18 protein-coding genes and 2 pseudogenes are annotated in these 21064 nt (G+C 58.3%); 15 read left to right on the top strand and 5 right to left on the bottom strand.

The genetic code is table 11. The annotated features are described in order from the left end of the window. The 4 genes from AB3X98_RS25700 to AB3X98_RS25685 all read left to right on the top strand — a co-directional run bounded on the left by AB3X98_RS25700 (window position 1) and on the right by AB3X98_RS25685 (window position 4477). Window positions 1-1020, top strand: coding sequence for an FAD-binding oxidoreductase (locus AB3X98_RS25700; RefSeq protein WP_368602904.1), 1020 nt, complete (start codon window positions 1-3; stop codon window positions 1018-1020). Window positions 1021-1099: 79 nt separating this feature from the next. Then, window positions 1100-2713 carry a methyl-accepting chemotaxis protein gene (locus tag AB3X98_RS25695; RefSeq protein ID WP_368602905.1) on the top strand — a complete coding sequence of 538 codons (1614 nt, stop codon included), beginning with the start codon at window positions 1100-1102 and terminating at the stop codon, window positions 2711-2713. A 55-nt stretch (window positions 2714-2768) separates the two neighbouring features. Continuing rightward, complete coding sequence (locus AB3X98_RS25690) at window positions 2769-3518, top strand: electron transfer flavoprotein subunit beta/FixA family protein (protein ID WP_368602906.1); 750 nt, start codon at window positions 2769-2771, stop codon at window positions 3516-3518. Window positions 3519-3541: 23 nt separating this feature from the next. Further along, on the top strand, window positions 3542-4477 hold the full coding sequence (locus AB3X98_RS25685) for an electron transfer flavoprotein subunit alpha/FixB family protein (protein WP_368602907.1): 936 nt from the start codon (window positions 3542-3544) through the stop codon (window positions 4475-4477). A gap of 28 nt (window positions 4478-4505) precedes the next feature. Here AB3X98_RS25685 and AB3X98_RS25680 read toward each other — a convergent pair whose 3' ends face one another. Then, on the bottom strand, window positions 4506-4760 hold the full coding sequence (locus tag AB3X98_RS25680) for a hypothetical protein (RefSeq protein WP_176106426.1): 255 nt from the start codon (window positions 4758-4760) through the stop codon (window positions 4506-4508). Window positions 4761-4951: 191 nt separating this feature from the next. On the opposite strand from AB3X98_RS25680, the gene AB3X98_RS25675 reads away from it, so the two are divergent. The 6 genes and pseudogenes from AB3X98_RS25675 (at window position 4952) to AB3X98_RS25650 (ending at window position 9901) form a co-directional block, all read left to right on the top strand. After that, entirely contained in the window at window positions 4952-5968 is a 1017-nt protein-coding gene (locus tag AB3X98_RS25675) for an NADP-dependent oxidoreductase (RefSeq protein ID WP_368602908.1), read from the top strand. A 199-nt stretch (window positions 5969-6167) separates the two neighbouring features. Continuing rightward, on the top strand, window positions 6168-7334 hold the full coding sequence (gene sucC / locus AB3X98_RS25670; protein WP_321930262.1) for an ADP-forming succinate--CoA ligase subunit beta: 1167 nt from the start codon (window positions 6168-6170) through the stop codon (window positions 7332-7334). Between the two features lie 97 nt (window positions 7335-7431). Then, on the top strand, window positions 7432-8313 hold the full coding sequence (sucD, locus tag AB3X98_RS25665) for a succinate--CoA ligase subunit alpha (protein ID WP_368602909.1): 882 nt from the start codon (window positions 7432-7434) through the stop codon (window positions 8311-8313). 201 nt (window positions 8314-8514) lie between these two features. Beyond that, complete coding sequence (locus AB3X98_RS25660) at window positions 8515-8781, top strand: MCP four helix bundle domain-containing protein (RefSeq protein ID WP_368610342.1); 267 nt, start codon at window positions 8515-8517, stop codon at window positions 8779-8781. A gap of 221 nt (window positions 8782-9002) precedes the next feature. Further along, window positions 9003-9227, top strand: a pseudogene (locus AB3X98_RS25655) (helix-turn-helix domain-containing protein); the annotation flags it as partial. Window positions 9228-9562: 335 nt separating this feature from the next. Continuing rightward, complete coding sequence (locus tag AB3X98_RS25650) at window positions 9563-9901, top strand: P-II family nitrogen regulator (RefSeq protein WP_368602910.1); 339 nt, start codon at window positions 9563-9565, stop codon at window positions 9899-9901. Here the strand turns inward: AB3X98_RS25650 and AB3X98_RS25645 are convergent. After that, on the bottom strand, window positions 9896-10195 hold the full coding sequence (locus tag AB3X98_RS25645) for a hypothetical protein (RefSeq protein WP_368602911.1): 300 nt from the start codon (window positions 10193-10195) through the stop codon (window positions 9896-9898). The genes AB3X98_RS25650 and AB3X98_RS25645 overlap by 6 nt on opposite strands. On the opposite strand from AB3X98_RS25645, the gene AB3X98_RS25640 reads away from it, so the two are divergent. The 3 genes from AB3X98_RS25640 (at window position 10182) to AB3X98_RS25630 (ending at window position 14394) form a co-directional block, all read left to right on the top strand. After that, the gene (locus AB3X98_RS25640; RefSeq protein WP_368602912.1) at window positions 10182-11372 is read left to right on the top strand and encodes an ammonium transporter; all 1191 of its coding nucleotides are present in this window, start codon (window positions 10182-10184) and stop codon (window positions 11370-11372) included. The genes AB3X98_RS25645 and AB3X98_RS25640 overlap by 14 nt on opposite strands. A gap of 686 nt (window positions 11373-12058) precedes the next feature. Beyond that, window positions 12059-13225, top strand: a complete 1167-nt coding sequence (locus tag AB3X98_RS25635) for a porin (RefSeq protein WP_368602913.1) — start codon at window positions 12059-12061, stop codon at window positions 13223-13225. Window positions 13226-13359: 134 nt separating this feature from the next. Further along, on the top strand, window positions 13360-14394 hold the full coding sequence (locus AB3X98_RS25630; RefSeq protein WP_368602914.1) for a methyl-accepting chemotaxis protein: 1035 nt from the start codon (window positions 13360-13362) through the stop codon (window positions 14392-14394). 344 nt (window positions 14395-14738) lie between these two features. On the opposite strand, the gene AB3X98_RS25625 is transcribed toward AB3X98_RS25630, so the two are convergent. Further along, window positions 14739-14993, bottom strand: a complete 255-nt coding sequence (locus AB3X98_RS25625; protein WP_368602915.1) for a hypothetical protein — start codon at window positions 14991-14993, stop codon at window positions 14739-14741. 336 nt (window positions 14994-15329) lie between these two features. Here AB3X98_RS25625 and AB3X98_RS25620 point away from each other — a divergent pair. Continuing rightward, a pseudogene (locus AB3X98_RS25620) lies at window positions 15330-15728 on the top strand (transposase); the annotation flags it as partial. An 81-nt stretch (window positions 15729-15809) separates the two neighbouring features. Here AB3X98_RS25620 and AB3X98_RS25615 read toward each other — a convergent pair. Next, complete coding sequence (locus AB3X98_RS25615) at window positions 15810-17018, bottom strand: Bd3614 family nucleic acid deaminase (protein ID WP_368602916.1); 1209 nt, start codon at window positions 17016-17018, stop codon at window positions 15810-15812. A gap of 19 nt (window positions 17019-17037) precedes the next feature. Then, window positions 17038-17325 carry a hypothetical protein gene (locus AB3X98_RS25610; protein WP_368602917.1) on the bottom strand — a complete coding sequence of 96 codons (288 nt, stop codon included), beginning with the start codon at window positions 17323-17325 and terminating at the stop codon, window positions 17038-17040. A 2094-nt stretch (window positions 17326-19419) separates the two neighbouring features. Between AB3X98_RS25610 and AB3X98_RS25605 the strand changes: the two genes are divergently transcribed. Further along, window positions 19420-20673 (top strand): tyrosine-type recombinase/integrase, encoded by a 1254-nt coding sequence (locus AB3X98_RS25605; protein ID WP_368602918.1) that lies wholly within the window; start codon window positions 19420-19422, stop codon window positions 20671-20673. The last annotated feature ends 391 nt before the right edge of the window (window positions 20674-21064 follow it).

The raw sequence follows: 21064 nt of genomic DNA, 5'->3' as shown, positions 1-21064 counted from the left end.
ATGACTGCATTCAAGCTGAGAATCGAGCCGGCAGGTGTCGAAATTCCGTGTTCCGCCGAAGGCAGCCTGCTCGACGCCGCGCTGGCTGCCGGTTACTTTCCGCGTCATAGCTGTCGGCGTGGCCAATGTAACGCGTGCGAGGCGCGCGTCCTGTCCGACGCGCGCTATCCGAGCGGATTCGAGCCGGAAGGCGTGCGCGACGGTTATGTCTTGACCTGTCAGGCTCGCTGCACGACGGATGTCACCATCGAGGCCCAGGAGGTCGCGTCCACGCCGGGACAGCGTGTTTTGCAGACAGGCGCGCGGGTGCTGGAGGTCCAGCGCGTGAGCGAGGACGTGGCCTGCGTGCGGCTGGCAGTGCCAACGGAAACGGGTTTTGCTTTTCAACCGGGGCAGTATGTGGAAGTGGTCTTGCGGGATGGGACGCGGCGCAGCTACTCAATGGCGAACGCGCCCGACGGGAGCGGAACGATCGAGTGGCATGTCCGCGCGGTGCCAAGCGGGCGCTTCTCGAACCACGTCTACCGCTCCCTGAAGCCGCGTGACATGCTGCGAATCGAGGGACCATTTGGCACGTTCATGCTACGAGATTCGTCTGCGCCCGTTATCTTCCTGGCCTCGGGAACGGGTTACGCGCCGATTGCGGCGATGCTGAAGGCGCATGAGACGGTCATCCAGCAACGTGGCGCGGTGCTCTATTGGGGAGGCGTGCGTCTTGGCGATCTCTACGCATACGACGAGGTATGCGCGTGGGAGCAGGCCCATCCCGGCTTCCGCTTCGTTCCGGTTCTGTCGGGCGACGAGCCCGGTTGGACCGGACGCAAAGGCTTCGTGCATGAGGCCGTGTCTGCGGATTTCCCGAATCTTTCGCAGCACGAAGTTTACGCCTGTGGCAACCCGATGATGGTCGACGCAGCGCGGCACACCTTCACTCTAGCGAACGGACTTCCCGCGGGAAATTTCTTAAGCGATGCGTTCGTCACTAGACCGGAGCCGGTGAAGACCGACGAAAGGGTATGACTTTTGACCGCACAGGCGTGCACGAATATGCCTGTGCGCGCGCCATAACCTTGGCCTTGCAGGAAACTGTGGATAACTTATGAAAGGCATGATAGGAACGATGCGCTTCACGGTCATTGTGGGTGCGACTGTCTGCGTTGTTATGCTGGCTGCGATGAGTTTCTTTAGCGCTATCGGACTATCCAGGCTAAATACACGTGTCGCGGAGGTTTACCTCAAAGGCGCGCTTCCTGTTGCAAACCTCGGCGACATGCGCAAGGCGCTGTTGGACATACGCTTACAGTTGCGCCGCATACAGGCAACGACCGATGCGTCCACTGTCTCATCGTTCACGGATGCAATTCGCGAAGATGAAGACCTCCTGCATAAGGCGTGGAATGACTACTACGCCAGTGGGGCTGCGAGTGGCGAAGGACGCGCTGTGGCCGACCGCATTGTGGCGTTACTTCCTCGGATCATGGACGGTGACGCGAAGATTGCTTCGGCCTATGCGGCCGGCGACCGAGATACTGCGGAAAAGTATATCGTCGCCGATGAAGCGGTCTGGAAAGCACTGACGGCTGCCATTGATGATGGCGTCGATGTTACACGTTCTGAAGCGGGAAAATGGGCCGACCAGGGGCATGCGACCTATCATACAACGCTGATTCTCGCGTTGACGATGTCGGGTATGGGCCTACTCACAGCAATCGCTATAAGTGTCTATCTCCTGCGTTCGATCTCGCGCCCCCTCGAAAAATCAATAGGTGTCGCCGGTAACATCTCTGTCGGCAAGCTGGAGAACAATTTAATCGTCGACTGCGGAGGTGAATTCGGTCAGTTGCTCGCGGCTCTGAAAAGGATGGATGAGCAGCTATCGTCGACGGTTCGCCGCATACTGGCGTCCGCTGCCTCGGTCGGGCGTTCGTCTCACGAAATCGCAAGCGGCAATATGGAACTTTCCTCACGAACTGAAGAACAAGCTTCGTCGCTGGAGGAAACGGCAGCGAGCATGACGCAGCTGACAGAGACCGTGAAGCAGAATGCAGACAATGCAATGCTGGCGAATGATCTCGCGACTGGCGCAGCCAGTCTAGCCGACACGGGTAACGAAGCAGTACAAGGCATGGTTGGAACTATTGAGAAAATCGCCAGCAGCTCGTCCAAGATTTCAGATATCACTGGCGTGATCGAAGGCATTGCGTTTCAAACAAACATTCTTGCCTTGAACGCCGCAGTCGAAGCGGCGCGCGCCGGCGAGCAGGGACGCGGATTTGCAGTCGTTGCCAGTGAGGTGCGCAGCCTTGCCCAACGGTCTGCGGCTGCGGCTAAGGAAATCAAGGAACTGATTAGCGCGTCTGTGGCGATGATCCAGGAGGGTGCTCGGCAAGCTACGGACGTGGGCGCAACCATGACGCACGTCAAGCAGGCCATCCGCAGCGTCTCAGATATCGTTGCCGAAATAGCACGCGCGTCCGACGAGCAAAGCCGCGGGATCGAGCAGGTCGGGCAGGCGGTATCGCAGATGGACGAGGCGACGCAACAGAATGCGACGCTTGTCGAACAGGCGGCCGCCGCCGCGCAGTCACTCCAGGAGCAAGCAAAAAATCTAGGCGACGCGGTATCAGTCTTCGTGTTGCGGCAGAGCACTGAAGGAACGGTGGCATCCGAACGCCGCCAGGTTGAGGAGCAGCTAGAAGTTTCCGTCGTTTAGTAAGAAATTCCGAGCCCTCGGAGGGTTTTGCATTTTTCAATGAACGGTGATTGAGATGAAATTGTTGGTTTCAGTGAAACGCGTGGTCGACTACAACGTCAAGGTCCGGGTCAAGTCGGACGGCGCGGGCGTCGATATTGCGAATGTGAAGATGTCGATGAACCCGTTCGACGAAATTGCCGTGGAAGAGGCGGTGCGTCTGAGGGAAGCGGGTGTGGCTACGGAAGTGGTGGCGGTGTCGGCCGGTGTGGCGCAATGCCAGGAGACGCTGCGCACGGCACTGGCGATCGGTGCCGATCACGCGATCCTGGTCGAGTCGAACGAAGATCTGCAGCCGCTGGCTGTGGCCAAGCTGCTCAAAGCGCTCGTCGATAAGGAGCAACCGCAGCTCGTGATCCTGGGCAAACAGGCGATCGACGACGATTCGAATCAAACGGGCCAGATGCTCGCCGCGCTGGCCAATCTGCCGCAAGCGACGTTTGCCTCGAAGGTGACGGTCGAAGGCGGCAAGGCCACGGTTGCGCGTGAAGTGGACGGCGGCGCGGAAACGCTGACGTTGACGCTGCCTGCCGTGGTGACGACGGATCTGCGCCTCAACGAGCCCCGCTACGTGACGCTGCCCAACATCATGAAGGCGAAGAAGAAGCCGTTGGAAACGATTAAACCCGAGGACCTCGGCGTGAATGTGGCACCGCGTTTGAAGACGCTGAAGGTGGCCGAGCCGCCCAAGCGCAGCGCCGGCGTGATCGTGCCGGACGTGCAGACGCTGGTCGAGAAGCTGAAGACCGAAGCCAAGGTGCTGTGAGATTACGCGCGGAGCGAGACGAAATGACGATTCTGGTAATTGCGGAACATGACAACGCGTCGATCAAGGGCGCGACGCTGAACACAGTTGCTGCCGCACAGAAGATTGGCGGCGACGTCCACGTGCTGGTCGCCGGCCACAATGCGCATGGCGCCGCCGAGGCAGCGGCCAAGATCGCGGGCGTGGCGAAGGTGCTGCTGGCCGATGCGCCGCATCTGGCCCAAGGCTTGGCGGAAAACGTCGAAGCCACGGTGCTGAACATTGCGAAGGATTACTCGCACATCGTGGCGGCGGCAACGGCCTATGGTAAGAACATTGCCCCACGCGTGGCGGCCAAGCTGGATGTGGCGCAGATCAGCGAAATCACGGCTGTGGTGTCCGCCGATACGTTCGAGCGTCCGATCTACGCGGGCAATGCCATCGCCACGGTGCAATCCGGCGACGCGATCAAGGTCATCACGGTGCGTGCGACGGGCTTCGATGCGGTAGCGGCCGAAGGCGGCAGCGCATCGGTGGACAAGATCGAAGCCGCAGGTGACCGTGGCATTTCGCAGCTCGTGAACCGCGAAGTGACGAAGCTCGATCGCCCGGAGCTCACGAGCGCGAACATCATCGTGTCGGGTGGCCGCGGCTTGGGGAGCGGCGAGAACTACACCAAGGTGCTCGAGCCGCTGGCCGACAAGCTCGGTGCGGCGCTGGGCGCCTCGCGCGCGGCCGTGGATGCGGGCTATGTGCCGAACGACTACCAGGTGGGCCAGACTGGCAAGATCGTCGCACCGCAACTGTATGTGGCGGTGGGCATCTCGGGTGCGATTCAGCACTTGGCCGGGATGAAGGATTCGAAGGTGATCGTGGCAATCAACAAGGATGCTGAGGCGCCCATCTTCAGCGTGGCCGACTACGGGCTCGTCGGCGACCTGTTTGTTGCCGTGCCCGAACTGACTGAGCGGATCAACTGAGGTTCGTCGAAATCGCCATCGGAGCTATCTAAGGCGGAACAGAACGATGGATACGATGCAGCAGGCCCGCCTTGACGCGGCTGCCGCGGCCAATGCGGAGGACGCTTCGATTTGGCGCTGGTTTTGCGTGCTTCTCGAAGAGCGCAGAGTTCGGTGGCGCTATGCGTTCGATCAATGGGTCGTGAGCGTTGATCGAGTTCGAGTTGCAGCCGAAAGTAATTTTCACGATGCCATACGCGCGGCTAAACGGGCCGCCGAAAATCGCGGCCTTGGCCTGTTGCACGAAGCATCGGGCGATGTGAGACGGTCGAGGGTGAACGAGGACGTGACACGGTGCCTCCGGTCCGACGATGAATGTCTGCGGTCTCCCGTCGGACACACCCATTAAACCGCGATAAGGCAGCGTCCTTGTTCGCCTATTTGTTGAGAATTTCGGAATAGCGATCGCGGAACCGAGCGGTGCATGGAGAACGTATGAAGCAAAAGTCGTGGATTGTCCACAAGCCGGCGCGAGGCGCCTATGACCCTAGCTGTCTGAAGCTTGAGGAGCGAGAGAGGCCGAGTCAGGCGGGCGGAGAGGTTCTCGTGCGCACGCTATTGCTGAGCTTGGACCCGAGTAGTCGCAATTGGCTCAGGCTCGATCCTGCATCTTCCCATTCGGCACTCGGAGTAGGCAGCGTGATGGTTGGCATGGCCGTGGGTGAGGTCGTTCAGTCGGGGTCGGGGTGCTTCTCCCGAGGAGATCTCGTGCAGGGACTATGGGGATGGGAAGAATTCTCGGTTGCCCGTCCCGACGCGCTTGAGAAAATCGAGTTGCCACCAGGCGTTCCGTTGGAAACGCACCTTTCAATCTTTTCGCACATCGGGCGTGCGGCCGCGGTGGGTCTTCTCGAAGTGGGCGCGCTCAGTCCGTCGGACACTGTGGTGGTGTCGGGTGCAGCGGGGGCGACGGGATCCCTTGCGGCGCAGATAGCCAAGGCATTTGGCGCCCGCGTGATCGGCATTGCCGGCGGTGAGGCGAAGTGCCGCAGGTTGCTCGACGAGTTGGGACTCGATGGTGCGATTGACTACAAGTCTGAGCCACTCGATGCAGCGCTTCGTCGCGAGTGTCCCGACGGCATCGATCTTTACTTCGACAACGTCGGGGGGGCGACGCTTGACGCTGTCTTAGAAAATATGGCTGTTGGTTGCCGCATTGTGGTCTGTGGCGCAATCTCGCAGTATGACCTGGCTACCGAGAGCGAAGCATACGGAATCAAGAATCTTCCGCTCATGCTCATCAAACAAGCGCGGATGGAAGGATTCGTCGTTTCGCAATTCGAACATCGTTACGCCGAGTTCGACGAAGTGCTCCTCGATTTGTTCACCGAGGGCAAGCTGAAGCATCGTGCGCACCTGGTGGACGGGCTCGAGCACGCGGCTGAATCTGTAAAGCTGTTTTTTAGCGGTGCTAATGAAGGCAAGGTAATGATCCGCGTGGCGTCCCGATAGGATTTCCATTACCGTTCTCAGACATATGAAAATGGGCTGGCGCCGAGACGGGTGCTTTGTCGACGACCGGCTTCACGCGGTTCGCTCTTGGTGCACCAATCGGTTGTCTCGCCTCCGTTGCGGCTTGTACAGGGCAACGCCTCTCGCAATTTTCGATCGAAACAACTCAATCCAACTCTCAGACTGAAGGGAATCACGCATGAAGATTCACGAGTACCAGGGTAAGGAAATCCTGCGGAAATTCGGAGTCGCGGTCCCGCGCGGCATCCCGGTGTTTTCGGTGGATGACGCGGTCAAGGCCGCTCAAGAGCTGGGCGGTCCGGTTTGGGTCGTCAAGGCGCAGATCCACGCTGGCGGCCGCGGCAAGGGCGGTGGCGTGAAGGTTGCCAAGACGATCGAGCAGGTCCGCGAATACGCGAACCAGATCCTCGGCATGCAGCTCGTCACGCACCAGACCGGTCCGGAAGGCCAGAAGGTCAACCGTCTGCTGATCGAAGAAGGCGCCGACATCAAGCAGGAACTGTATGTCAGCCTCGTCGTCGATCGCGTGTCGCAAAAGATCGTTCTGATGGGTTCGAGCGAAGGCGGCATGGACATCGAAGAAGTCGCCGAAAAGCACCCGGAACTGATCCACAAGGTCATCGTCGAGCCGTCGACGGGTCTGCTCGACGCTCAGGCCGACGACCTCGCCGCGAAGATCGGCGTGCCGGCTGCTTCGATTCCGCAAGCCCGCGCCATCCTGCAAGGCCTGTACAAGGCATTCTGGGAAACCGACGCATCGCTGGCTGAAATCAACCCGCTGAACGTCTCCGGCGACGGCAAGGTCATCGCGCTCGACGCGAAGTTCAACTTCGACTCCAACGCACTGTCCCGTCATCCGGAAATCGTCGCTTACCGCGACCTGGACGAAGAAGATCCGGCTGAAATCGAAGCCTCGAAGTTCGACCTCGCGTACATCTCGCTCGACGGCAACATCGGCTGTCTGGTGAACGGCGCAGGCCTCGCCATGGCGACGATGGACACCATCAAGCTGTTCGGCGGCGAGCCGGCGAACTTCCTCGACGTGGGCGGTGGCGCCACGACCGAGAAGGTCACGGAAGCGTTCAAGCTCATGCTCAAGAACCCGGGCCTGAAGGCGATCCTCGTGAACATCTTCGGCGGCATCATGCGCTGCGACGTGATCGCGGAAGGCGTGATCGCTGGTTCGAAGGCCGTGAACCTGAACGTGCCGCTCGTCGTGCGCATGAAGGGCACGAACGAGGACCTCGGCAAGAAGATGCTGGCCGAATCGGGCCTGCCGATCATTTCGGCAGACAGCATGGAAGAAGCCGCGCAGAAGGTCGTCGCGGCTGCCGAAGGCAAGTAATTTTCACCGGACACGAATGGCGGCGTGCCGGCGCGAAATCCGCAACGCAAGGCGCGGATGACGCGACGCGCGGCGCCAAACGAAAAGAGGTCAATACATGTCGATTCTGATCAACAAAGACACCAAGGTCATCACGCAGGGCATCACCGGCAAGACCGGTCAGTTCCATACCCGCGCGTGCCGTGAGTACGCAAACGGCCGCGAAGCGTTCGTCGCTGGCGTGAACCCGAAGAAGGCCGGCGAAGATTTCGAAGGCATTCCTATCTACGCGAACGTGCGTGAAGCGAAGGACGCCACCGGCGCGACCGTTTCGGTCATCTACGTGCCGCCGGCAGGCGCTGCTGCTGCGATCTGGGAAGCCGTCGAGGCCGACCTCGATCTCGCGATCTGCATCACGGAAGGTATTCCCGTCCGCGACATGATCGAAGTCAAGGACCGTATGCGCCGCGAAGGCCGCAAGACGCTGCTCCTCGGCCCGAACTGCCCCGGCACGATCACGCCGGACGAGCTGAAGATCGGCATCATGCCGGGTCACATTCACCGCAAGGGCCGCATCGGCGTCGTGTCGCGTTCGGGCACGCTGACGTATGAAGCGGTTGCCCAGCTGACCGCGATCGGCCTCGGCCAGTCGTCGGCAGTCGGTATCGGCGGCGACCCGATCAACGGTCTGAAGCACATCGACGTCATGAAGATGTTCAACGACGATCCGGATACGGACGCCGTGATCATGATCGGCGAAATCGGCGGTCCGGACGAAGCGAACGCCGCTGAGTGGATCAAGGACAACATGAAGAAGCCGGTGGTTGGCTTCATCGCGGGCGTCACGGCGCCTCCGGGCAAGCGCATGGGCCACGCCGGCGCGCTGATCTCGGGCGGTGCGGATACGGCCGACGCGAAGCTGGAAATCATGGACGCGTGCGGCATCAAGGTGACGCGCAACCCGTCGGAAATGGGTCGTCTGCTGAAGGCCTCTCTGTGATCCACGCGATTTTCCCGTATAAACAATGATCTTGCAGCTGGTCGGCCGTGCCTCGATGTCACGGCCGATCACTGCCGCTCCATTGGAGCAGCTACGCAGGATGGGAGGGTGGTACGTACGTATCCCAATCGACGTTTTGCGGTCGGGCAATTTCTCATTTTTCTATATTCATCAATTTCATGTCGGTAGTGTCAGGTGTAACTGTTCATCACGAACGAGCCAAGCGGAATCACTACTATCTATCAAGAAATAGAGGATAACAAGGCTGTGATCGACCGGGCGCTCGCGACGCTCGACAAACTCGTGGACAGGGCCGATGGACGAGATTTGCTGGCAAAGATCAGGGAGTCGCGAGCTGCCTATGTGGGATCCTTTACCAAGGTGGCCCAGTTGCTAGCGCAAGGGAGCCGCGATCAGGCGACGGCATTAATGAACACTGAGATCGTGCCGACGCCCGTGCGTCTCTAGCGAAACGTTACGGATCTGGTGAAATTGCAGCGACGCCTCGTTAACGAGCGGGGCGCGCAGGCGGGCAGGTTATCGAATCGGCGCGCAATCTCATGCTGGTCCTTGGCCTAGCGGCGGCGATAATCGGCATAGCCAGTGCATATGTCCTCACCGTGTCGATCACACGGGATGGCTTTGCTGAGCGAATTCGGACCGCAATATATCGAACGACCACGAGCAATAAATTTGAACTGGCGTTGCTGCTTTTCCGGCATCTGGGTCAACCGCTATCGCGTGCGTACATTCTCGAAGCCATCTGGAAGCGGGACATTGACATACCCTCACGCACGATGGACACGCACGTTTCGATGCTGCGTGCAAAGCTTGGGCTCCGGCCTGAATATGGCTACCGGCTGATGTCGGTTTACCGCTATGGGTACCGGCTGGAGCGGATCGAGGACAGGTAGGTGTGGTGATCTGCTGCTAACCGCAGGGGCAAGTCGGGGCAAGCGTGCACTCTATGAGGTAAGCGACAGAAAGCGCGCTCGCATCTGGTGCAGACGTACAATCAATGAGTGTGCCTAAGTGATTTCAGGAAAACGTTTGACCGTCCTGCCACCGGATTTTGTTCTCGTCTTCACACTACCATCTGCCCGACGAAGGAGTCGAAACACAGCGCCTCCGATATCCTGCACGCTTTCGCTCTGCCATGAGTTTGGCATGCCCCTTGCTTTAAAGATCCTGCGCTGAGCCAGCGTTATTGGCGGCCGACGTCTGGTTGCGAAATCAACGAGGAGGCAAATTGAAGCTAATAAGTGCAGTGATCAAACCATTCAAGCTCGATGATGCTCGAGAAGCCTTGTCATCTCTTGGCGTCGCTGGACTCACAGTGACGGAAGTCAAGGGATTTGGGCGTCAGAAAGGACACACCGAACTGTATCGGGGAGCTGAGTACGCCGTCGATTTCCTGCCGAAAGTGATGATTGAGACTGCTGTCTCGGACGACATCGTCGATCAGGCAATTGAAGCGCTTGAGCGTGCGGCGCGGACCGGCAAGATCGGAGACGGGAAGATCTTCGTCACGCCGATCGAACAAGTGATTCGGATTCGCACCGGTGAGACCGGCGCTGACGCCTTATAAGTAACCGCGACAAGGGGAAAGAGAAATGCGCAAACTGTTAATGTCTTTGTTGATGGCTGGATCGCTGATAACGGGCGGCATCGGAGTTGCCCTCGCGGATGACGCGTTAGCGGCTTCAGCCGCCTCGGCGGCCGCTTCTGATACTACCGCGAGCGCGCCGGCGCCGGACGCTTCGGCGTCCGCACCGGCAGCCGCAGCGGCCAGCGCCGCAGCTCCGGTGGCCCCGACCGAGCCGTTCTCTGTCGATTCGTCGAAGATCAATTCGGGCGACACCGCGTGGATGCTGACTTCCACGGCGCTCGTGCTGTTCATGACGATCCCGGGCCTCGCGCTCTTCTACGGCGGCATGGTCCGCAAGAAGAACGTGCTCGCGACGCTCATGCAGAGCTTCGCGATCACATGCGTCGTCACGGTGATCTGGACGGTGGTGGGTTACTCCTTCGCGTTCACGCCGGGCGGCTCATTCATCGGCGGGTTCTCGCGGATCTTCCTTGAAGGCATGAACTACATCAAGGGCGACAAGGCGACGACGCTCACCGTGAGCCACCTCGCGCCAACCATCCCCGAGACCGTGTACTTCGTCTATCAGATGACGTTCGCGATCATCACGCCGGCGCTCATCACCGGTGCGTTTGCCGACCGCATGAAGTTCTCGGCGATGCTCGTGTTCATGTCGCTGTGGTCGATCATCGTCTACTCGCCGATCGCGCACATGGTGTGGGAGCCGACGGGCTGGCTCGCCAGCGCCGGCATCCTCGACTTCGCAGGCGGCACGGTGGTGCACATCAACGCGGGTATCGCGGGTCTGGTCTGCTGTCTGGTGCTCGGCAAGCGCACCAGCTACGGCAAGGAGGCAATGGCGCCGCACAACCTCGTGCTGACGCTGATCGGCGGTTCAATGCTGTGGGTAGGCTGGTTCGGCTTCAATGCAGGTTCGGCAGTGGCGGCTGACGGCCGTGCCGGCTTCGCCATGCTGACTACGCAGGTCGCAACTGCAATGGCTGCACTGGGCTGGATGTTCGCCGAATGGATCGCCAAGGGTAAGCCGTCGGTGCTCGGTATCGTGTCGGGTGCAGTGGCAGGTCTGGTGGCGATTACGCCGGCTTCGGGCTTCGTTGGTGTGACGGGTTCGCTGGTAATCGGTGTCGCTGCAGGCGTGATCTGCTTCTGGTCGGCTTCGTGGCTCAAGCACAAACTCGGTTATGACGATTCGCTCGACGCGTTCGGCGTGCACTGCGTGGGCGGTATCGTGGGTGCGATCCTCACGGGCGTGTTCGCGGTGAAGGATATCGGCGGCGCGGACGGTGACGTGATACTGCAACTCAAGGGTGTCGCAACGACGCTGATCTACAGCGGGGTGGTCTCGTTTGTCCTGCTCAAGGCAATCGACGCAGTGATGGGTCTGCGCGTGACGGAAGAAGAAGAACGCGAAGGCCTGGACCTGGTTCTGCATGGCGAGGCAGTCGAATAACGGTTGCACGTTGAGAAGGCCAGCGGGTACGGGCATCCTGTCTTCTGGGGCAGCCCGTGCCTGCAGGCATCTGCGCCATGCAAGGCGGGCGCCCGCGCGCACCTGCAAGCCTGGGGTTGGTGGACAGGCGCATCAGAGCGGCCAGGCTACGACACGTGCCGGAACGCCCCCCGCTACTTCATGGCATGCGGTTGTGTGCTTCGATACGCGCCCGCAATGTCGAAGTTTGGGCGGGCGAGTGAGGAGGTCGGGCCGCGTTCGAGCAATCGAATTTCCGCCAGCTAATGAAAATGAATAATCAGCAGCATCTTGCCGTATTGGTTGTTCTCATATCTCAGTTCGGCTTTCTGGCAACGTTCGCATTCACCGAACATATCGTCAGGCATTACAGATGGGTTGGCGCAGGATGCGGAGTCAGTTTTTTTGTTTGGTCTGATACTTTCGGTTGGCCTTTTCGGAATGTGGCGCGAGCGCGTCGTTGACACGGATTTTTTGAGCTTTCTTCTGGCGAATCCAGTTTAGGTCAGTTCGCGGCCATCGTCCTTGTTTAACTGCGATCGGGAAACGCCTCTTGATGCAGGGACCAGATCGGCGTAAGCCGAGCAACCTTGATAGTACGTTGCGAATAGGGAAGTGAAATTCAAAAGAAGCTGTTCCATTTCTATGCAATCATTTGGGGATAAGGCATGAAAAAAAGCCTACTGGCAATCGGGGTGATCAGCGCATTTTCGATTTCTGCACATGCGCAAAACAGTGTGACCCTGTACGGACTTATCGATACGGGAGTCATCTATACCAACAACCAGACCGGCCATAGCAACTGGCAAATGGCAACCAGTTCTACCCAGAATACGGTGTTCGGCCTCAAAGGCTCTGAAGATCTGGGAGGTGGTCTCCATACGATCTTCAAACTGGAGCAGGGCTTTAACCTGAACAACGGCACCCAGGCTTTCCCAGGCGACGGTTTTGGTTCTCAGGCCTGGGTTGGGCTGCAAAGCGACAATCTCGGCACTGTGACGCTGGGTCGCCAGTTTGACGTCTTGAACGACCAGCTCGGACCGATCTCTGCAGGAAGCAACACATGGGGCGGCAACCTCGCTGCACATCCGTTCGAGAACGACAACCTCGCCGCTGATTCCGTAGTCGTCAACAACTCGGTCAAATATGTGAGTCCCACGTATGCTGGCGTCACGTTGGAAGGCATGTATTCCTTCAGCAACAAGGCGGGCGGATTCGCAGACAATCGCGCTTATGGCTTCAGCGTAGGGTATGCCCAGGGTCCGGTGAACCTTGCTGCGGGGTACCTCCAGTTCAATAACGCTGGCGGCGGCGTAACCGGCACAAATCCCAACGGGGCGATTGCACAAGGCGACGGCAGCGCGAACTTCATTGCGGAGCGCCAGCGCATCTGGGGCTTCGGCGGAAATTACACGTTCGGCCCCGCAACTGTCGGGCTGTTGTGGAGCCATACGCAGATCGACAACATGTCGGGTGTCATTTCTCTGGGCCTCGGCAGCTATCTGCCCCTTGGCGGCACACTGCGGTTGGACAATTACGAGGTGAACGTACACTACTCGGTGACATCTGCGTGGAGCATATCCGGCGCGTATACGTTCACTGATGGTGCTTATAACCAGGGTGCGACGAACGCATCTCCAAAATGGAATTCGGTCATGCTGCAGACAGACTATTCGTTGAGCAAGCGTACTGACGTCTACCTGGAAGGCGTTTATCAGGAAGTTCATGGTGCACCGGCGGACTCGGTGCTCGCTGACGCGATGATCAATACCCTGTCGCCGTCGTCGACAGGTACGCAGGTGGCAGTCACAGTGGGCCTGCGACATCAGTTCTGATTTTCTGATTGCATGAGGAGTGGGCAATCGTGACGCGACCGTGCGTAGGGTAGAACATTCACACAGCCGCGTCACGACAGTGAAACCCCGCCTCACAACTCATTACAACGCGAAACACACACTGCCGGGAGCGTATGTCAAATCCGCAAGCCATTGTTGACCTGACACATGAGGTCAGGCGTCTTGCCACAGGCAAGATCAGCGACATCAACGACGTCAACCGTGAAACCACCTTTCTCGCTCTGAACGCACTGATTGAGGCGGCCCGGGCGGGAGACGCAGGCAAAGGCTTTGCTGTCGTAGCGAACCAGGTGAAGCACGTATCAAAGCGGATCTCCGACATCACCACAGGACTGAACAAGGAGCTGGCGGGATCACTCACGAGGCTGACCGAGCTTGGCGACAGCATGATCGAGCGGTTGCGTTACCTCGATGGCCAGCGCTGCGCTGACCTCGCACTCAACATGATCGATATCGTCGACCGCAATCTGTATGAGCGTTCGTGCGACGTGCGCTGGTGGGCGACAGATTCCGCAGTGGTCGAATGTCTTGCAAGCGAGAGCTCGGCGTCTGCCGACCATGCATGCAGTCGTCTGTCCGTGATTCTCGATAGTTATACGGTGTACCGCGATATTTGGGTGGTCAACGCGGACGGAGTCATAGTCGCCAACGGCCGTCACGCGGTCCATCCGGTGCGCGGTCGCAGTGTAGCGGGCGCGGAGTGGTGGCGGGCAGCTATGAAGACCGGCTCGGGTGCGGACTACGCCGCTTCCGACGTCGAGACAATCGCGGCGCTTGACCGCGCACAGGTTGCAACTTACTCGACTGCAATTCGCGAAGGAGGCGCGGTGAACGGCCGGGTACTGGGTGCGCTGGTGATTTTTTTCGATTGGGCACCGCAGGCTGCAGCAGTTGTTAAAGGGGTTCGTCTGAGTGAAGAGGAATGGGGACGCACGCGCTGCATGATCGTTGATTCGTCGTTTCGTGTGATTGCTGCGTCAGACGAAAAAGGTGTTCTCGAGGAGCGCTTCCGTCTGCAGACTGATGGCAGGGCAACGGGCTTTTATCGTACGGCAGATGGCACGATCGTTTCGTTCGCAGCAACACCGGGCTACGAGACCTACCGCGGTCTGGGCTGGTACGGGGTGATCTGTCAACGTCCTGCATAGGATAGATCGGGTTTGGATTCGCTAGCCCGAGCGCTTTGGAGGTATTGGTCTGGCTGTTCGGTGACTTCGTGAGTATCGCGCCAACTTCGAAGGTGGTCAGCGACATCGGCGCTGATGATGGCGAATACGTTTCACCGCCGTGCGTCCCCCCTGTAGGGGAATCACTCGATCGCGCTATGCGAGTAGCGGCGTGCGTGTTCTCAAGCGCAGCAGTTGTGGGTTGTAGCGTTGCATCTGTTGTGCATCCGTATCCATTCGATCAGGTTTGGACCGCAGCCGCGCGCTGCGGCTACTCGCGTCGGTGCAAGCAATTTTGTTACCGCGAGGCGGCCGGAAATTAGCGGCTACAACTGGCCATCGGGAACAAAATTGCTTGCAAAAAGTTCAAGCGAAGTTGTTCCTTCGGCCGACAGTTCAACCAATTTTGTATCCTTTTCGACACCGCGCAGGCGTCTCCGCCCCGAAGCGACTGGACCAGAAAGCAGAATAGCGACGTGGAGACCAACAAGAATTCCTCGACGTGAGTTGCTCACTTCCGCCAAGCGCTCCGAACTGCTGGCCTTTCCTGATGACGCATGCGGCAACACCGCGGCGATCATGACCGGCTCGGACCAGCCGTACTCGTGATCTATCGGCTTTATCCGGCAGCGTGAAGTGTACTGGCTCACCGAGCAGGTGACTGACGAGCACGACGCTTCGGAAAGCTCGCGAGGCTGCTAGAGAACAAAATTACCTGCAAAACAGGAACAAACTTACATGAACCAACGCTTACAAGAAGCGAGCTAGAGGACGAGTTTTGAAATTTGAATGATATGAACGCCCCCACCTAATCGCAGGCTTCGCGCGATCGGCTCGATCGCTGGCAGCAAAAAGCCATCGATCTGAGATTCAGGCTGATCATAATGGTTCACTCAAGGAACCGAAGGAGATCTGTCATGGCGCATACGATTGTGGGCGTGGACATTGCAAAAAACGTGATGCAGGTCCACTGGGTGGACCCGGACACCGGTGAGGTCGTGAACCGGTCGGTCAAGAGGGCGGCGTTTCTTCAGTACTTTGCGAATCGGCAGCCGTGCCTCGTCGGGATGGAGTCATGCGGCGGATCACAGCACTGGGCTCGGCGGTTGATTGAAATGGGGCACCAGGTCAAGTTGATGCCGGGGAAGTTCGTCAAGGCTTTCAACATCCGTAATAAGAACGATGCTGCCGACGCGCATGCGATCTGGATGGCCACCCAGGTGGACTGCAAGGCAGTTGCCGTAAAAACCGAAGCCCAGCAGGCCGTGCTTGCCCTGCATCGTATGCGTCAGCAACTCGTGAAATTCCGCACGATGCTCACTGAGCGGAAGGGGCGGCTGGGCACGTAGCGCGAAGGGGGAACGGCGTCCGCGCTCCGCGAAAAAGCACGGTGTTACTCAGAGCTTCTCTAGCATTGGTTGAAGATGCTTGAGCACCTTGACGACTTCTGGATGTTTGACACTCTTTCCTTGTGCATATCGCTGCAGCTTTCTGTCTATTGACAGTGCCGCAGAGAGCATTTGATAGCCAGCTGTCCTCGTATCAAGTGCGTTCGTCAAACCCTTGAATTCGCTCGTTGCCCTGTGTTTCTGCCATGTACTGTCGAGAGCCTGCGCTATTTCGCCAGTCTTTTTGCCGGTCATCTGGTTGGGGTCATACATCTGCAAGGTCTTGACGGTGGGGCCCATCTGCGAGAGTTGGTGCATTCCGAGTGCTGGTGTATCGACGTCTTCGGCATGAGTACCCGGATCATCTTGAGAAAAAATCACCTTGCAGTAAGGAAACGCATGCGCGATCATCGCCGCGCACATTTTGCAGGGCTTTAACGTGGTGTATATAGCGACGACGCCTTCCCGTCCTTTTTGGAGCGAATTGAATTTTGACATGTACGCCTGAACCAGATTGACCTCGGCGTGATAGGTTGCGTTGCTCGCTTTCATGTTTTCAGCTATCGCGAGCACGCGGCCCTGTGAATTGACCAACAGGGCAGCAATGCTGTGTCCGTGGTCTAGTATTTTTCCGACTCCATCGGCAGGATGTCCGAGAAAATAGCCGCGATGCCCTGCTCTACGGTATGCCGCGGCCATATAGAGGCGATGAATATGCGTAGCGTTTCCCGAAATGACGTCAACTCCTGGCACGGCGCCGGTTTCCGGGTTCGCACATCTGGATAGGTAGTCTCTGTCGAGCACCAGCTTAGGATCAAACGGCGTGAAGCGGGTGGTCAGCACACGTTTATATGCATCCTGCACGGCACCATCGCTGTCCGGGTCCTCAACCTCCTGTATTTCGTCTTCTTCGAGCGATATCAGCGAGACAGGGGTGTCATTAAACCGGTAAATGGCGCAGAAATACTCAAGCATGCCCATACACATCATGGTTGCAGGTGAATTCGATGTGCTATTGCAGACAACAAAGTTTTTTGGTGAAAATCCGCGGCCGCATAGCCCCTGGATCAGATTTACGATTGGCGGCCAAAGCTTGTATTCGGTTGCGTAGAATATCTCGCCTGGAGTTCTCTCAAAGTAGCCGTACGCGAAGTCGGCGCGACCAAGCAGGATCCGCAAATGATTCATGATGCATGCGTGCTCGATATCGCTAAGCATTTGAGTTTCTCCGCCTCGCTCATTTCGCGCGAACGAAGCCAACCGTGCGATAGGCTCGATTGAGCGCGCACGCTAGTTTCGGATCGTGCAATCTCATCCAGATGGTCTGCAACAAGCTGCGGCTACCTGATGACTCTAGGATACCTACGAAGAAATCACCAGGGTTCGGCTTGGCGACTTCTTTCGGGCAAGGAATTAATGCGTATTGATTTTTATTTTCACTCGCGACGCGATGTTTCCAAATCTTTTTCCTCTTCACCATTTCGCGTCGCAGTAGTTCAGGATTTCGCTTGGTCGCTTTCAACACTGTCAGCGGATCCCAGCAGCAAGGCGACGTCTGCGCCGTGCCACGCGATGCTGTGCATGCAGGCGAGCGTGGTCGGCTCAAGTGCAGCGCGGCGCTCCAGCATGGCCTCGGCGTTTCTCGCGTGCGAAAGATATTCGATGCGCCGACGGAACGCATCACTCGGTTCAAAGATGTCGCTCTCGATAAGCGCTGGGTGAGGGAGCCGCCCTGAGTGAAGAGGTCGCCGAAAAGAAGGGTTGCCGACGTGGTTCCGATGAGGAAGCCGCATTCCCACGCATGCGGCAAATGCGGGATGTCAAGCCACCGCACGTTATGCCGACCAAGGCAAACTCTCGTTATCGTACGATAGCCAGAACGCAGGTTAGCGCACTCTTGTCGTTGTATTACAGTCTCGCATGGCGCTGTTGAGCGTCCATCCAGCGTTGTCTCTATTCGAGCGTTGGATCGGCGTAGTTGAAATCGGCCCATGTAATGACAATGATCCCGATCCTATTGAGCGCGCAACGTTCTAGCGCGGGCATGTCGGTTGTAAAGAGGCATGGCACGTGATCAGGCAGAAGTCGTGAGACTGTGAGAACTTCTCGGATCAAGACACTGTTTGGTGGTCGACGATAACGGACGTCGAAGAAGTATCTGTCAGTGCGTTTTGTACATCCCCATCGATTAAGCGAGTGTTCACCGTCTCTCAACTTTGGGACGATGCGCGCGTCGTCCCATGATTCGGATCGGTGTCGCATCCCGTGTGCGGTTAAGCAGGGAACAGGCGTGCGACTGCAGACCTGAATTTTTTTGTGTAGCTTCACCTGCACAGTCATGTCGACATAGCCGAGCGGCGTCCTCTTGTCTTCAGATGTCTCGATGTCGAAAAGAAGTTGCATAATGTTCCGTGCAAATAACTGGGGCTGTAGGCGCCGGTAGATTTTCGAGGCTTTCAGATCATCGGGCGCATTTACCGCTTGCTGAGTGCTCGTGGTACTCCGGATGCTGTCTGGGCACTTTGCGTAGGCAAGTTCTGCGACGAGGCTCGACCATGGCGGTGAGTACATACGCCTGACGATTTGTGGGAGATGCTGGACGAGCCATAGCAACAAGCGGTCGTGGCCTGGATTCTTGAAGTCCGGATCGGCGACCAGTTGCGGTATAAGCGAAGAAGGAGAGTCTGGACTTATGTCATACATCGTAAAGTCCCGAAATATGCAGTTCGCAATTGTGGACCGTTGCGCTGTTGCGCTTCGCCTCGCGTCGCACCGGCGTCGGCGATATGGCGGGACAAAGAGCAACGGATTCAACTGCTGAAGAAGAGTTTACGCTCGTTCTGAGTAGGTTGCCTTTCCGCGTTACGAAGTTATGCGTCCTTTGGGCTCGGCAGGAACGGTGGCGGAAGACCCGAAACTCGCCTCCACAAACGCCTACGACTGGGCTCGTCCCATACGCGCATAGGCTGCCGTCGTCTGCACCGGGGCGTGGCCCAGCAGGGTCTGCGCAACACCCGCCTCGAGCGGACATCGCTTGGCGCCGTCACGACGGCCGCTTTGGGCTGCTGCCCGTCTAGCGTCCGACTGGTGCCCCCGGTTCGACTACTGCAGGCCGCGTCGGGAAGTAATCTGCCACAAACCGCCGGGCAGCGGTAAGCGGATGTGCAAACCATCTCGAGGTCAGTAAAGTTCTTGGGAATATCGTGTCCACCTCCTGACGGCGATACCTCATCGTTGGACACAAGACGTCGTTGGGATGCAGTCCGAGCCAGCGGAAGCGGCAATCGCCGGACCATACCGAGAAGCGTTGGAAACGGACAAAAAGGTGCGGAGCGCCGATCTTTTAAGCGGCCATGTGCTGATGCGACAGGAATTGCTTGTCTTGTGCGGTTTTGAGTCGTCGTTAAGGTGGATTTCACCCTTCAAAGCGACAAGAATTGGTTGTTCCAGCGCGACATCAATTGATGAACTCTACACTTATCTTCCGCTGACGTTCTGCAGGTTGCTGATTTTAAAGCGATTTATGGGTAACGTTGTGCTTGCGGCTACCGTTGACGTCTCTCACAATTTCCTCACGAAGTATGGGTAGCAATGTGGGTTTGTGGGTAGGGAGGGCAACATGGCTGGACGTCAATTGCATCGACTCAGCGCGCTGCGGGTCGCGAAGGAAGTGGCGCCGGGCCATTACGCGGATGGCGGTGGCCTCTATATGCAAATCGCGGACAGCGGTGCGCGTTCATGGGTGTTCCGGTTCAGACTGCACGGGTGCATGCGGGAGATGGGGCTCAGTCCACTCTCGCGAGTTTCTCTGGGCGAGGCGCGGAAACTGGCCGCCGGGCACCGCGATATGGTTAGGGACTTGATCGATCCCATTTTCGCGCGGCGTGAACAGCAGCGAAGGCAACTGCTCGATATATCGTCGGACGCCAACGTGACTTTTCGTGAAGCAACGGAAGCGTTTATCCGCGCGCACGAACCCCAGTGGCGAAATCGCAAGCATGTTCAGCAGTGGGGTAACACGCTCAAAACATACGCATATCCGGTGATCGGCGACGTCCGGATACGCGACATTGACACCGCGATGATCGTGCGGATCCTTCAGCCGATCTGGACGAAGAAGGCGGAGACTGCGCGTCGTGTACGCGGCCGCATCAAGGCGATTCTCGACGCAGAGACGGTACCGGGTCATAGCACCGGCAGCAATCCGGCACGCTACGTTGACCACCTGCAGCTTGTGTTGCCGCGGTCGAAGAAACGCTCGCAGGCGAACCACCATCCTGCCCTGCCTTGGGAGGACTTGCCAACGTTTATCCGCGAGCTTGAGCACCGTCCCCGGCAGGCGGCACGTGTGTTGCATCTGCTCATCCTTACAGCGACGCGCACGAACGAGGTGCGTTTCGCGCGGCCGGAGGAGTTTGACCTGGACGCCCGCACGTGGTCAATTCCTGGTGATCGTACAAAGAGCGGGCGGCCGCTTCGCGTACCGCTTTGTGATCGAGCTGTCGAGATCGTGCGCAGCGCATTGCCAAAGTCAAAATACGGTTATCTGTTCCCGGGTTGCAAGGAAGGGCGTCCGTTGTCGACCATGGCGATGCTGACGCTTCTGAGACGCATGTCACGACACGGAATCACCGTACACGGTTTCCGGTCGACGTTCCGCGACTGGGTTGCTGAATGTACGGACTACCCCGATTCGCTCGCTGAGGAAGCTCTGGCTCACGTCATCGTATCGCAGACGGTGGCGGCCTACCGGCGTCGCGACCAGCTCGAGCGTCGGCGCCAGATGATGGCAGACTGGGGACACTATTGCGGAAGCCGGCGCGAGAGCGTAGCGACAGCTGGGGAACCTGTGTCGCAACCAGTTGCGGCCTAGTGTTCCTCTCTAAACGTGACAAATCTTCACTCGCTCCGAGTGTCGTTCGCGATCACTGGGGCTGGATGCGAGAGGATCCTCGAGCATGGTTGAGAGAAAACCGTGGGGCGATGGGGAATGCCACCCGGCCCACCATTCGCTATTCCCTCAAGCTCCAGCGTGTGCCTTTAGGGTCACGGAAGCCCTTGCTGGGTGGGCTTCTTAGGCCCTCCACCGTTCCGCCGTTCGCTGCCTTGCCCGTTTACTTCCCCTGTTATGCATCTTCACGAATCGTCCGAACCCGGTGGCGCAAAAAGCCTTGAGCCATCGGGGATCGAGACGATCGTTTAGGGGAAGCTTCGGCCGCTCCTATCGGACGGTGCGAAGCGATCATGTGTGTACGAACCGTTCT

Source organism: Paraburkholderia sp. BR14312, assembly GCF_040948675.1.
Lineage (GTDB): Bacteria > Pseudomonadota > Gammaproteobacteria > Burkholderiales > Burkholderiaceae > Paraburkholderia > Paraburkholderia nodosa_A.
Note: the sequence above shows the minus strand (reverse complement) of the source record. Positions and strands in the feature narration are given on the sequence as shown.

Excerpts from the sequence above, each read along its gene's own strand:
- AB3X98_RS25700 (WP_368602904.1), top strand. The coding sequence starts at position 1 with ATGACTGCATTCAAGCTGAGAATCGAGCCGGCAGGTGTCGAAATTCCG.
- AB3X98_RS25695 (WP_368602905.1), top strand. The coding sequence starts at position 1,100 with ATGAAAGGCATGATAGGAACGATGCGCTTCACGGTCATTGTGGGTGCG.
- AB3X98_RS25690 (WP_368602906.1), top strand. The coding sequence starts at position 2,769 with ATGAAATTGTTGGTTTCAGTGAAACGCGTGGTCGACTACAACGTCAAG.
- AB3X98_RS25685 (WP_368602907.1), top strand. The coding sequence starts at position 3,542 with ATGACGATTCTGGTAATTGCGGAACATGACAACGCGTCGATCAAGGGC.
- AB3X98_RS25675 (WP_368602908.1), top strand. The coding sequence starts at position 4,952 with ATGAAGCAAAAGTCGTGGATTGTCCACAAGCCGGCGCGAGGCGCCTAT.
- sucC (WP_321930262.1), top strand. The coding sequence starts at position 6,168 with ATGAAGATTCACGAGTACCAGGGTAAGGAAATCCTGCGGAAATTCGGA.
- sucD (WP_368602909.1), top strand. The coding sequence starts at position 7,432 with ATGTCGATTCTGATCAACAAAGACACCAAGGTCATCACGCAGGGCATC.
- AB3X98_RS25640 (WP_368602912.1), top strand. The coding sequence starts at position 10,182 with ATGCTGACTTCCACGGCGCTCGTGCTGTTCATGACGATCCCGGGCCTC.
- AB3X98_RS25635 (WP_368602913.1), top strand. The coding sequence starts at position 12,059 with ATGAAAAAAAGCCTACTGGCAATCGGGGTGATCAGCGCATTTTCGATT.
- AB3X98_RS25630 (WP_368602914.1), top strand. The coding sequence starts at position 13,360 with ATGTCAAATCCGCAAGCCATTGTTGACCTGACACATGAGGTCAGGCGT.
- AB3X98_RS25625 (WP_368602915.1), bottom strand. The coding sequence starts at position 14,993 with ATGATCGCCGCGGTGTTGCCGCATGCGTCATCAGGAAAGGCCAGCAGT.
- AB3X98_RS25615 (WP_368602916.1), bottom strand. The coding sequence starts at position 17,018 with ATGCTTAGCGATATCGAGCACGCATGCATCATGAATCATTTGCGGATC.
- AB3X98_RS25605 (WP_368602918.1), top strand. The coding sequence starts at position 19,420 with ATGGCTGGACGTCAATTGCATCGACTCAGCGCGCTGCGGGTCGCGAAG.